Here is a 13,128-nt window from a genome sequence, read left to right as displayed (position 1 = left end):
AGTTTGAGAGAAGGATTAACTTATGCGTCATCGTCAAAGCGGTCGCCAGTTAAACCGTAATAGCAGTCATCGTAAAGCGATGTTCCGCAATATGGCAAGCTCTTTAGTTAAGCATGGCGTTATTAAAACGACTGTAGCTAAAGCTAAAGAACTACGTATGGTAGTAGAGCCATTGATTACATTGGCTAAAACCGACAGTGTTGCAAATCGCCGTTTAGCGTTTGCTCGTACACAAGATAAAGAAGTAGTAGGTATTTTATTTAACGAACTTGGTGCACGTTACCAAGAACGTCCAGGTGGTTACACTCGCATTTTAAAATGTGGTTTCCGTACTGGTGATAAAGCGCCTATGGCTTATATTGAATTAGTAGACCGCCCAGTAGTAGAAGATGCTCCTGAAGTAGTTGAAGAATCAGCAGAAGCATAATTTAGTTTACTAAATTATACTTATAAAAACGGAGCTTAGGCTCCGTTTTTTATTGCCTTAAATGTAGGTAATTCGATAAATAATGACGCTTTCGTCGTTAAACCGGTCCCTTTCCTTGACCTAAACGTTAATTCACCGTATAAAATATCTATTGTACTTTAGATTACTCTTGAGCCCTTATGTCATCACGAAATCCAATAATTGCTGTTACCGGCTCATCGGGAGCGGGCACCTCTACTACTACTGCCTCTTTTGAACATATTTTTAGAACGCTTGGCATTACTTCGGTAAATGTTGAAGGTGATAGTTTTCATCGCTTCTCACGCCAAGAAATGGATATGGAAAAGAGAAAGGCAAAAGAAGCAGGAAATAATATTAGTTATTTTGGTGATTTGGCTAATGACTTTACCGCACTGGAAAAGCTATTTCGTGACTATGGCGAAACAGGTAAAGGTCAAATAAGACGTTACCTGCATAGCTTTGATGAGGCAGTACCCTTTAATCAAATGCCTGGTACCTTTACACCATGGGAAGAATTCGGAGACAGTACTGATTTATTGTACTACGAGGGACTTCATGGTGGTGTGGTTACTAAAGATAACGACGTTGCTAAACATGTCGATCTGCTCATTGGTATGGTACCGATTGTCAATCTAGAGTGGATTCAAAAGATCATTCGTGATACCAATAAACGTGGTCACAGTAGAGAAGCCGTCACCGCAAGTATAGTGCGTAGTATGGAAGATTATATCTCCTTTATTACCCCACAGTTTTCTCGTACCCATATTAACTTTCAGCGTGTGCCAACGGTGGATACTTCAAACCCATTTAGTGCTAAAGCAATTCCAAGCTTGGATGAAAGCTTTGTGGTTATTCGCTTTCGTGAAGTGAAGAATGTTGATTTTCAATATTACCTTCGTATGATAGATGGCTCATTTATGTCACGTATTAATACCCTTGTGGTTCCAGGTGGCAAGATGGGACTAGCGATGGAGCTTATACTTACACCGCTAATACAAGATTTGATAGAGCGTAAAACTCAAGCCAATAAGCAACTTGATTGGATGAGTGATTTGTAGAATCTATAACAGTTGCTTTCTATGGTTATCAGCAGTTATTCAGTCAGTGAGTCAATTAGCTGTTAAATTTAGTCACTTTATCAAAAAGCCCTTAGACAATTATTTTGTCTAAGGGCTTTTTGATATAGCGATGTTGATTTTTCATGGGTGTAATACCAATCTCATTAAATTATTACTCATTTGTGCTGGTTAAAATGCGCTATGTCAGCGTTGCTCTCAATCCCAATAGCCAGCTATTGCTCAATCGAGCGCCTTGCCCTGATTTGTTTTCCTATGCACAACAAGATCACAAACTTAATGAAACTGGTATAAGGTTTTAAATCAATTTTCCCCCGCTGCTTTACCGATAAAAAGTTCGTCAAGCTCTAACGCTAGTTGTTGCTTGATTTGTTCTTCATCTAAAGCTGTGGTGTGATTATTAGCTAGGTTGAAAATATGCTGCTGCAAATGAATAGAATGTCTTGTTAGCTTACAATGAAATAAGTTATTTGTTGCCATCACACTGTCTTTAACGCGGTATTTATCAAGGGTATCATTAGCTAAATGATCACTAATCTGCATGATGTCATGGTCACTGAAGCATTTTTTTCCCTGTTGATCGCGAGTCATACCTCGAATACGATAATCTATATCAACAACATCAGCTGAGAAAGCCTCAATAACATAATCCAAGACCTTCAAGGGAGAAATGACACCACAGGTTGATAGCTCGATATCGGCTCTGAAAATGGCGATATTGTCTTGGGCTGTTTCTTCGGGGTAGGTGTGAATACACAAGTGACTTTTATCTAAATGAGCGACTAAAGATTCAGGCTTTGACTCTTCTGACATCATCAAGGTTACACTCGCTCCTTGAGGAGTGTAATCTTGGCTGGCAATATTTAACACATTACCACCGATGGCATGGCAAATCTTAGTCAGTAATTCCTCAAGACGGCTACTGTTATAAGTCTCATTGATGTAAGTATGATAATCAGTCACAGCTTGGCTAGCCACTAAATAATGTACCCGGTATAACGAAAAGCTTAAACTTTTTGTTAAATTATTAAAGCCATACAGGGCGATTTTAGTGTCAGTTTGCATAAAGAAACGTTGGCTTAAGCAGGGATAATTTCAAAATCGTGAGTAATGTCTACTTTCGCATTAAGCATTAACGCGACAGAGCAATATTTGTCAGCAGATAAACTTACTGCTCGCTCTACATGTTTCGCCGCAACATCAGTACCGGTAATAACAAAGTGTAGATGTATTTTTTCAAACAGTGCAGGCACGCTATCAACACGAGTACCGTCAATTTCCACATGACAAGCACTAATTTTTTGTCGGGCTTTTTTCAAAATGCTCACTACGTCTACTGAAGAACAACCGCCTAGAGAAATTAGTACGCCTTCCATAGGGCTAGGAGCTAAGTTGCCACCATTAGCGTCTAAAACCATTGTATGACCACTTTCTGAGGTGCCCATGAATAACTCTTCGCCTAACCATTTTACTTGTGCTTTCATTGTGGACTCTATTTTTAATTAATGATTATAAATAATATATGAAGGGATTCTATCTAAGTTGAAGCGCCACCACCAGTTGTAATGTGTAATAGAGTTTATAGATGGAAGTGGCATGGTCTAACAAGGCTAAATCGAAGATGACTTAGCCCTTAGCAGGGTTAATCTTTGTGGATAACACTATCAAATAGATTTTTTATTAAACCGGCAAATTCTTGAATAAAGGCTAATTGCTCAGTATTAACTGGGTTGTTGATAACGCCAGAGAGGATCTCTTCTAAGTCATACACAATGGCATCAACTTCACGAATAATGGCATTACGTTGATTAAATGTTAGGTTTTGATTTTGGCTACAAACGCTAATTATTTGCTCACAAAGCTCTACTTCAATGGCTGACATCACAGTTTCACTAGCTTTTTCTGGTGCTGTGGCATTTTCAAATAAACTAAGATGTTCAGTAAGGTACTCAATAATTTGAATATAACCGTCAGTATCTGTAACCATAATTTTCTACTTACCTTTGCTGGTGAATAGTACTTGTTTGAGTATAGTGCTATTTTAGCGTTTTTAGTTAACGTGAATCAATAGGCACTTTAATTATTATATTCTCCATAAAAAAAAGCCTTATAAAAAGGCTTTAATAAAGGATAATGAACAAAGGATTTTATAGCCAAAGGTTTATGACAGCGTTGTTGGTACAACCATTAATACTGCACGTTGACCATTACCGACCTTAGCATTAGGGAAAACAATGCTCTCACCTGGCTGTGTAGTTCGATATTCTTCACCTGTATCAGTTGATAATAAAGTATCAACTGGATAATCGGTAAAGTTACTGGCTGCGTCATCAATAAACAACTTGAAATTATCGCTAACTTTAGTGATATCACCAAGTGCGGTATATAAATTAAAGTCTTTATTATCAAAGCTATTTAATAACAGCTCTTCATCACAAATAAGCGCTGTTAGCTTTTCTGTCATGGCCGAGAAGTTAGCCATATTATTTTCACCAAAAGGTCTTACTTTACCTAATTCTACGGTAAATGCATGGGCTGCAAAATTAGCACTACTGTAATAGGAGAATGTGCCAGTTGGGCCATGACCAAATAAAATAGTGTTAACGCCACAAGCAGCCATAAAGCTTAGCTGTTCTTTGTCCCAAGGCTTATCACCTTGGTAAGGGTAAATAGCAAACTTTTCATGTTTGGAGTTACGAATAGCAGTATGTAAATCATAGTGATAGTTAGTTACATCACTATCACTTGAATCTGTGCCAGCATTAAAGAAATCACTAACATAAGTTTCTAGTTTTTCAGCACGATCTTTTTCAAAACAAGGTGCAATATCTTTATGTTTACCACAAAACAAGCGGTTTAAGTTTTCAGTTTGAAAGCGCTTGGCAATATTCATCGCCACAGGGTTACCCATGATGAATAAAGTTCGGTGCTTCACTTGAATATTTTGTGCAACAATATCACTTATGAGTTGTTGGACAATCTCAATCGGGGCAGTTTCATTACCATGAATTGCCGAAGAAATGACAATACTCTTACTAGGCTTAACTGATGTAGTTGAATTTTCAGGTTCAACTAACAAGATACCAGTATCGAGTATACTCACTTTAGCCTTTTTGACGTTGAAGCTAAGCTGGTTATCTCGACCAGTTTGGGCAAAACCTTGCTCAAACTGGCGTGTTAATGAAATAAAATCGCCTTGCTTAAGAAACTGCTCATAAGCTTGGCTAAAATCATTACCAGTAATATCGGTTAGTTCTTTTGAAGTAAGAGTATTGTCGTTTTGCATTTAGAATTTTAAACCCGGAGTTAATGTTTCAGGTAAGCTTACTTTTGTCGCTTCTACTGAAGCGATAGGGTAGGCACAATAATCAGCGGCATAAAACGCGCTGGCTCTGTGGTTACCACTAGCGCCAATACCACCAAATGGTGCTGCGCTGCTAGCGCCAGTAATAGGCTTGTTCCAGTTAACAATACCAGCACGAATACGGGTAAAGAAGTGGTTGTATGACTCTTCGCTGTCAGATAACAAACCAGCAGATAAACCAAAACCAGTGTTATTAGCTTCATCAATAGCTTTATCGAAATCAGTGTAACGATATACTTTCACTAGTGGACCAAAGTACTCTTCATCTGGAATATCAGCAATAATGTCACTTACATCGATAATGCCCGGTGAAACAAAACCAGTGCCAGCTTCTAAGTGTTTAAGTTCAACAATTGACGTTGCACCTAAGGCTAATAATTTATCTTGTGCAGCTACTAAGCTAAGTGCCGCTTTTTCAGAGATCATAGAGCCCATAAATGGCTGCTCTTCATCATCAAAATAACCAATGGTTAAGTTTTTAGTTACTTCAATAAGGCGAGCTAAGATTGCATCACCCTGTTCATTCGCTTCAATGAATAAACGACGTGCACAAGTACAACGTTGGCCGGTAGTAACAAATGCCGATTGCACAATATCATGCACAACAGCATCAATATCGCTAACGTCTTTAACAACAAGTGGGTTATTACCACCCATTTCTAGTGCAAGAATTTTACCTGGCTGACCAGCAAATTGCTCATGTAACAAATGACCAGTAGTTGAGCTACCAGTGAAAAACAAACCATCAATAAGTTTATGGCTCGCTAGGGCTTTACCTGTCTCAACTTCACCTTGAACTAGGTTAATTACACCGTTAGGTAAACCAGCCTTTTCCCAAAGTTTTAACATCTCTTCAGCTACACGCGGCGTTAATTCACTTGGCTTAAATACAATAGTATTACCGGCGATTAATGCTGGCACTATATGGCCATTAGGTAAATGACCTGGGAAGTTATAAGGGCCAAAAATAGCTACCACACCATGAGGCTTATGACGTATAAATGCTTTAGCGCCAGGCATAGGGTTTTCAACCGTACCAGTACGTTCGTTGTAAGCTTTAAGTGAAATAGCTATTTTAGCTACCATAGCACCGGCTTCACCAGTAGTTTCCCACTTTGGCTTACCTGTTTCTAAGGCAATTGTTGTTGCTAAGGCATCTTTGTTTTCAGCTAATAATTCAGAAAATTTAGTTACCACAGCTACACGTTCTTCTAAGCTAATATTTGCCCAGCTTTCAAATGCTTGACGAGCGCTTAATACCGCTTCGTTTACTTGCTCAGCACTGGCTGTTTTACCTTGCCAAATAACTTCATTACGAGCGGGGTTAGATGAACTAACATCATGACCTAAGCCGGCTTGCCATTGACCATTAATAAATTGAACTGGATTTGTGTGAGACATGGTATTTCCTTCTCATTGATAGTGGTGACAGAGAGTGTCGCTGTCACCATTAGTAATTTGATCAGTGGCTAGTGCTAGCCACGCTAAATCGTGAAGTTGTTCTGCTAAGCAAATAGCCTAGGTGTTAACTTGGTATTCGCTAGGAGCTAGTTCGCTACTAAGCGTACCCAGTCGCCTTCACCGATCATTAACGCATCAGCCACTTCTTGGCTAATCACTACTTGATTAGCAGTGTCACGTAATGAAAGTGGTGCTTGTGTTGCTCTAAAACCATCAACTTTGCTATTACAGATAATGTAATTATCGGTAGATTGCACTTCGCCGATGATCACTTGGCAACGCTTACTGTGGTTTACTGTTCTGATATTGTTAACATGAGACTCAACCGTTGGGCCGCCATCAAAAATATCAACATAACCACGTCGGGCAAAACCTTCAGCTTCTAATAAGCGCAACGCTGGTACTGTTTTAGGGTGTACCTTGTCGATTACTGCTTGTGCTTCTTTGCTGAGCAAATTAACGTAAATTGGATACTTAGGCATCAATTCAGCAATAAATACTTTTTTACCTATGCCAGTTAAGTAATCGGCGGTCGGAAAGTCCATTGAGAAAAAGTGCTCTTCAAGCCACTGCCAAAATGGTGAACTGCCGTTTTCATCTGAAATACCGCGCATTTCAGCAATGATGGTGTCAGAAAAACGCTCTTTGTGTTCAGCGATAAAAAGAAAACGGAAACGCGATAAAAAGCGGCCGTTATTATTTTTACGATGGCTGTCACTTAGAAATAAGGTACAAATTTCGCTGGCACCGGTGTAGTCATTACACAAAGACAGAGTTTCAACGGTATTGTATATATTTAGTTCACGTGAACTGTGGACAACTTTACCTAGGTGATAGTGATAAAAGGCATCATCTAAACCTACAGCTGCTTCAATGCCACTAGTACCGACTACTTCACCGGTTTCGGTATCTTCCATGACAAAAAGATAGCCTTCGTTGCCAGCTTCTTTAACATCTTTGGCAAACGACTCTTCAGCGTGGTGGATACGTTGTTGCAGTAACTGTTCATTCACAGGGAGTGAAGTAAAGCCGTGACCTGAGTCAACCGCAATTTGGTATAGAGATTTCAGGTCACTTTTTTTAATCGGACGTACAATGATCATAATTGCTCTCGATGAAAGGGGGAGGCTACTTGTTTAAATCGATGTGGCTCAAACAAGTAGCTATTAGCACTGACTAGGCTAGTTTAGATTTAGTTAAATTTCTAAACTAAGCTAGCGATAGCTTTTTCAAAGCGCGCTAGACCAAGGGCAATATCTTCATCAGGAATAACTAATGAAGGTGCAAAGCGAACAATGTTTGCGCCGGCAACTAATACCATAACGCCTTCATCCATAGCTGCATTTAAAAATGCCTTTGCTTTACCTTGGTGCTTTTCATTTAAAACCGCGCCAATTAATAAACCTTTACCACGAATTTCAGAGAAAACATCATATTTAGCATTGATTGCATTTAAACCATCAACATAAAGTTTAGCTTTGCTTTTGATGCCTGCATAAACTTCGTCAGTATTTACTGTATCTAGTACCGCTTCAGCAACAGCACAAGCTAATGGGTTGCCGCCGTAAGTACTGCCGTGAGTACCTATTTTAAGGTGCTTAGCAATATCAGTAGTCGTTAGCATAGCGCCAATAGGGAAACCGCCACCTAAGCCTTTAGCAGAAGTTAAGATATCTGGAGTAACACCTAAATCCATGTATGCGTATAAGTGACCTAAACGGCCAACACCTGTTTGTACTTCATCAAAAATTAATAGGGCATTGTGTTGATCACATAAAGCACGAACACCTTTAATGAATTCATCAGTTGGTGAAATAATACCGCCTTCACCTTGTAATGGTTCAATCATAACAGCACAAGTTTTATCAGAGATTAATGCTTTTAAGCTATCTAAGTTATTGTACTCAGCATGATCAATATCACCTGGTTTTGGACCAAAGCCATCAGAATAGGCTGCTTGACCACCAACAGTAACGGTAAAGAAAGTACGACCATGGAAGCCTTGCTTAAAAGCAATGATTTGTGTTTTATCAGCGCCATGTACGTCTAATGCCCAACGACGAGCTAGTTTAAGTGCTGCTTCATTAGCTTCGGCACCTGAGTTACAAAAGTAAACTTTTTCACCAAAAGTACTATCAACTAATTTTTTTGCTAAACGTAATGCTGGTTCGTTGGTTTGAACATTTGATAAATGCCAAATCTTTTCGCCTTGCTCTTTTAAAGCACCAACTAAAGCTGGGTGACAGTGACCTAAAGAGCTAACAGCAATACCGCCGGCAAAATCTACATATTCTTTGTCTTGTTGATCCCACACTCGAGAACCTTGACCGCGTACAGGAATAATCGCTGAAGGTGCATAGTTTGGCACCATCACATCATCAAATAAACCGCGTTCAACCGAAAAATGTTCTGACATTATAAAAATCCTCATTCATTGTGGGTAATGTTTTTTTAATCTTACTGCATTATCTAAATATTGCTTAATGAATAGCTAAATTTAGTGAAAAATATTAACAGCGCGTTAAAAATAGAGCGATAGTATGACAGAAAACGGTCGACTTGTCTTGTTGTACTACTCTGCAGCCCAGACAAAACAACGGTTTAGCTAATTTTATTCAGAAATTGTGAATATTTATAGGGTCGAATTGTTTTGTTGAAATAAGGGGGTAAGTGAGGAGGTAAGCGCTTGCACGTTGAAAAGCGCTTAAGGTGATTTTTTAATAATTAATCAGAAAAAAATCACTGAAAAACGCAAGTGTGTCGTAAATTAGCGACAATTCACCGGTAAATTAACTGAAGTTGAGCTTAATGTGGTCAATATCGCTCTTTTTCAATAAGGTTATTTCAGCCGGCGTTAACTTAACTACGCTCAGTAATGCTTTACTCTCATCACTGTTGATTAACTCTTCTTTGGCTAAGGCACGAAAGGCAACATAAGCTTTGGCTTTAGCAACAACTTGAGCGATAGGATGCATTTTTTCTATAGTATCGGCGTAGGCTAGATCAAAAATTGGCTCGGTTATGCCCATGCGTCTAAAACTCATAATCTCAATTAAATCAGCAGATAATTGTGAACTGCGCATAGTCAGTTGTTCTAGCAGTAGCTCCTCACTGGCTTCAATTTTTGATAAAACATTGTGTAAGCGTTTGTCTTTACTTTCAAATGCTTCACGTACTTCTTTTTTATACAGCTCGCTAAACGTAGTTAAATAACAACGGGTAACGGCAAACCTACCTATATTAGACAGCATACCTGTAGTAAAGGCAGTAAACTCATCCAGACCTTGTTCTTTGGCTAACGCGCGTGCGGCTAGGGCAATAGCTAAACTATCATTCCATAGCTTTCGCTTCATTAGACCATAGGGCGCAGTACTGGTTGGTAACCAATGTTTAAGGGTAAAGGTTGGCATCACCAATTTTAAATTGTCTAAGCCAATATAACTCAAAGCTAGCTTAGCATCGCTAACTTGCACGTCAGCACGTTTACGATACTGTGGCTTATTAACTAAATTTATTAAATCGGTAGCTAACCAAGATAAAGAGGCAGCAAGATTTTTGATTTGATTAACGGAAGCGGCGCGAGCAGATAAAATATCGAGAATAGCAGGGCAGGCATCTTCAATACCTAGCACGTTATGGTAAAGGTGCTCTTTATTGTCAAAGTCACTATTAATTTTTGTACGAACCCGGCTGAAGAAACTTAGTTTGATTTGTTTACGAAAGTGCTCTTCACCATGTTTGGCAATGATTTTTTCTTGTTGCGCTTGTACTTCTACAGATAACAACTCTCGGCGGCGATTTTCTTGTTCGCTACCTTGATGGTCAACCATAGTAATTTTACCACTTTGCTTTTCCGCAAAATCTTTACAAATAGAAAGGCTGATCGCGCGTTGATATATAGTGGCGACAGTTTGATTGTGTTCAAAAATTTGCATAGCGGTTTTGTTGCTTACCTTTTTATTGCTACCCAAGTACAAAACTGAGCATTAAATTTAATCTAGCGCCTAAACGAGTAAAGCACTACTCTATCTGGCTTTAATCTAAATAGCTCCTGTTATTAGCTTATCGGGTAATTTTTAAATTGCTTGATAAAATTTGCTAATAAACTTTGTCCCTGCTCAGTGAGAATTGATTCTGGATGAAATTGTACGCTACTAATAGGCAGGCTTTTATGCTCCAGCGCCATAATTTCATCAACCTCACCTTGTTTATTTACGCTCCATGCCGTCATCGTCAGTTCGTTTGGTAAAGATTGTTTACTTACTATTAATGAATGATAACGAGTGACTTGTAACGGCTGATTTAAGTCGCTAAACAAACCTTGCTGATTATGACTAATCTTTGAGGTTTTACCGTGCATCACTTGCTTAGCTTTTTTAACGTTAGCGCCAAAGTGTTGCGCAATACATTGATGGCCTAAGCAGACACCTAACAAGGGTATTTTACCTGAGAATTGTTCAACCACAGCCAAAGATATTCCGGCAGAGTCAGGATCGCCAGGACCAGGAGAAATAACAATATATTGAGGATTTAATTGCTCAATTTCGTTCAGGCTAATTTCATCATTTCTATAAACAACCACCTCTTGACCTAGTGCTTGAAAATAATGCACTAAATTAAAAGTAAATGAGTCGTAATTGTCGATCATTAATAACAAAAAGTTTCGCCTAACCGCTGGGTAAATTTCGCGGCTATTCTAATGCTTTTATTAGGGTGGGGCAATGTAATGACAAGATAAAGTGGCAGGATAAAATGGCAGGATAAAGTGACAGGCTAAATAATAAGAAACCAGCAGGTACTGGCTTCTTATTTTATTAATATATCTTATTAATTTCTAACGTTTATATTGCCAAGCATTAGAACTTAGCCGTTAATTGTACCCATATTTTGTTAGTATCAGTTTTAGCTGCGACATCACCGTCGCTATAGTTAGCGGCTTTTACTAATACGCCGTAGTTTTTGTTAACTTGATAAGTGGCTACTAAGTTAAGCTCACTACCAAAATCAATACTCTCTACATCTGATGAGAAATCATGGTAGGTTGCAGCCCATTTTACCTCTGAAACCTTACCTTTAGCGGTTATATAAACATCTTGCAAGCCTTCACCAGGAGTGCCTAAAAACTTATCAGTCCAACCGTTAAATTTATGCTTAGTGGCAAGCGGGGTGTTAAAACCAACGCCGTTATCGCTACCTAATAATTCATAACCAGCTAGTAAAGTTACCGGACCAAAGTTATAACCCGCTTCAGCATTAATGTACATTGCTGAGTAGCTAGTTGGGTTGTCACCATTATCACTTTGACTTGCTAAACTAGCATTTACTAGGAATTTACCAAAGTTACCGTTATATAAAGCACCTACAATGCTGCTAGAGTTTTGAGCTTGTTCAATTGCATCGTAATCTAAAAGGTAAGCAAAAGCTGAGACTTTATGGCTTTTGTTAATTTTGTAAATACCGTTAGCTAGGTGGAAGTCACCTTTTACATTGTTGGCAGTAATGTCATTGATGTTTTGAATGTAGCTGTAATCTACTGAGAAAGCATCGGCTTTGTATTGAGCACGTACACCATCATAAGTTTGCTCATTTTGACGCCAGCCTACACCACCAACAAAACGTTGATTGTTATGTAAAACACGTTGGCGACCAACAACGGCGCTAAAGCCATTATTTTCATATTTGATATAAGCTTGGTTAACGTCTGTACCTTGTGGGTCAGTAACTACCGGATATTCAGTGTTACCATTAGTTTTGCTGTTGTAATTATCTACAAGCGCATCAACTTTATCCACTTCTATAGCCATAGAGAAATTGCTGTAGCTGCCAGTTTTGACTGTGATACGACTCTTTAACGTTGCTGCAGACGCATCTTTATCTATGCCATCTTGATCTACGCCTTCATAACGAGCACGCAATTCAACTTTTACCGTGCTATCACTCAGAGCTTCAGTAATGCTATTGCCATGTTCAGTTTCACTGGCAAAGGCGGCAGGGGCCATTAAAATCGCGGTAGTGATTAACGATAAGGTAAACTTGTTTACTGCTGTGTTCATAATAATATCCTAAATTCATGTTTTTTAAGTGGGTTAGTTAGCTTTGTTATTCTTATTGTTGTGGGTATTGATAACTGATGGGATGATTTTTGCACCACATCGACTTGAATAGTTTGATTTAAATCAAATTGTGAATACATGAGTTTGAATAGCTCTACTATCTTGATTTACATCAAACTTTGCTACAACTTTAGTCTAGGTCAGCGTATTTTGTCTTTTATTGGCGTTATTATTGAAAGGAAAAATTTACACGCTCTTAAGCTATATGGATTTCCGATCAGAGACTTCGGAAATGACGAATCTTCCACTGTCGTTCTAAAAATTCCCATAACATTGGATATAATGCTATTACCCTGCACTCATGTGTCACTTAGGGTAAAATGCTAAGTAATAATACTTTAATGGAATTTCTATAAAGGTGAAAAATGAAACGTGTTGTCTTGTATACCACAGATAAGTGTCCGCATTGCCAAACAGCAAAACGCTACCTTGAACAGCAAGGTATTGCTTTTAGGTTATGTAATATTAAAACCGCTAAGGGGCAAAAAGAGTTTGCCGCAACCGGCCTCCGTGGCGTACCTGTATTAAAGGTTGGTGACCAATTATTCAATGGTTTTTCGGTTAAGACTTTTACCGAAGTTTATAATAGCTAAAAGTTAGCGGCGCTACTTTAAAGTAGCTTACTCTCTAAAAAATACTCTATCAAAAATTTCCTAGCTTAACTAT

At 38.6% G+C, this 13,128-nt stretch carries 13 protein-coding genes; 3 read left to right on the top strand and 10 right to left on the bottom strand.

Annotation, left to right across the window (positions count from 1 at the left end):
* Positions 1-22: 22 nt before the first annotated feature.
* Positions 23-427 carry a 50S ribosomal protein L17 gene (gene rplQ, locus HRT50_RS14305; RefSeq protein WP_291615644.1) on the top strand — a complete coding sequence of 135 codons (405 nt, stop codon included), beginning with the start codon at positions 23-25 and terminating at the stop codon, positions 425-427.
* A 179-nt stretch (positions 428-606) separates the two neighbouring features.
* Positions 607-1,506 (top strand): phosphoribulokinase, encoded by a 900-nt coding sequence (locus tag HRT50_RS14300; RefSeq protein ID WP_291615641.1) that lies wholly within the window; start codon positions 607-609, stop codon positions 1,504-1,506.
* Between the two features lie 321 nt (positions 1,507-1,827).
* Here the strand turns inward: HRT50_RS14300 and speD are convergent, their stop codons facing one another.
* The 10 genes from speD to HRT50_RS14250 form a co-directional block, all read right to left on the bottom strand.
* On the bottom strand, positions 1,828-2,589 hold the full coding sequence (gene speD, locus HRT50_RS14295; protein WP_291615639.1) for an adenosylmethionine decarboxylase: 762 nt from the start codon (positions 2,587-2,589) through the stop codon (positions 1,828-1,830).
* A gap of 14 nt (positions 2,590-2,603) precedes the next feature.
* Positions 2,604-3,008, bottom strand: a complete 405-nt coding sequence (locus tag HRT50_RS14290) for an OsmC family protein (protein WP_291615637.1) — start codon at positions 3,006-3,008, stop codon at positions 2,604-2,606.
* A gap of 158 nt (positions 3,009-3,166) precedes the next feature.
* A complete protein-coding gene (locus HRT50_RS14285; protein ID WP_291615635.1) occupies positions 3,167-3,511 on the bottom strand; it encodes a DUF3802 family protein in 345 nt (114 codons plus the stop codon).
* Positions 3,512-3,685: 174 nt separating this feature from the next.
* On the bottom strand, positions 3,686-4,810 hold the full coding sequence (astE, locus tag HRT50_RS14280; protein WP_291615633.1) for a succinylglutamate desuccinylase: 1,125 nt from the start codon (positions 4,808-4,810) through the stop codon (positions 3,686-3,688).
* Positions 4,811-6,289: a succinylglutamate-semialdehyde dehydrogenase gene (gene astD, locus HRT50_RS14275; protein ID WP_291615631.1), complete on the bottom strand. Its 1,479-nt coding sequence runs from the start codon at positions 6,287-6,289 to the stop codon at positions 4,811-4,813. It abuts the gene before it with no gap.
* Between the two features lie 146 nt (positions 6,290-6,435).
* Entirely contained in the window at positions 6,436-7,452 is a 1,017-nt protein-coding gene (astA, locus tag HRT50_RS14270) for an arginine N-succinyltransferase (protein WP_291615629.1), read from the bottom strand.
* Between the two features lie 101 nt (positions 7,453-7,553).
* On the bottom strand, positions 7,554-8,765 hold the full coding sequence (locus tag HRT50_RS14265; protein WP_291615627.1) for an aspartate aminotransferase family protein: 1,212 nt from the start codon (positions 8,763-8,765) through the stop codon (positions 7,554-7,556).
* Between the two features lie 373 nt (positions 8,766-9,138).
* Positions 9,139-10,284, bottom strand: coding sequence for an HDOD domain-containing protein (locus tag HRT50_RS14260; protein WP_291615625.1), 1,146 nt, complete (start codon positions 10,282-10,284; stop codon positions 9,139-9,141).
* A 122-nt stretch (positions 10,285-10,406) separates the two neighbouring features.
* Positions 10,407-11,006 carry an aminodeoxychorismate/anthranilate synthase component II gene (locus tag HRT50_RS14255; protein WP_291615619.1) on the bottom strand — a complete coding sequence of 200 codons (600 nt, stop codon included), beginning with the start codon at positions 11,004-11,006 and terminating at the stop codon, positions 10,407-10,409.
* A gap of 199 nt (positions 11,007-11,205) precedes the next feature.
* On the bottom strand, positions 11,206-12,402 hold the full coding sequence (locus HRT50_RS14250) for an alginate export family protein (RefSeq protein WP_291615617.1): 1,197 nt from the start codon (positions 12,400-12,402) through the stop codon (positions 11,206-11,208).
* A gap of 425 nt (positions 12,403-12,827) precedes the next feature.
* Between HRT50_RS14250 and HRT50_RS14245 the strand changes: the two genes are divergently transcribed.
* On the top strand, positions 12,828-13,055 hold the full coding sequence (locus HRT50_RS14245; RefSeq protein ID WP_291615615.1) for a glutaredoxin family protein: 228 nt from the start codon (positions 12,828-12,830) through the stop codon (positions 13,053-13,055).
* The last annotated feature ends 73 nt before the right edge of the window (positions 13,056-13,128 follow it).

It is taken from the genome of Colwellia sp., assembly GCF_013215345.1.
In the GTDB taxonomy this organism is placed as follows: domain Bacteria; phylum Pseudomonadota; class Gammaproteobacteria; order Enterobacterales; family Alteromonadaceae; genus Colwellia.
The sequence above is the reverse complement of the archived record's forward strand: the minus strand, read 5'-3'. Positions and strand labels throughout refer to the sequence as shown.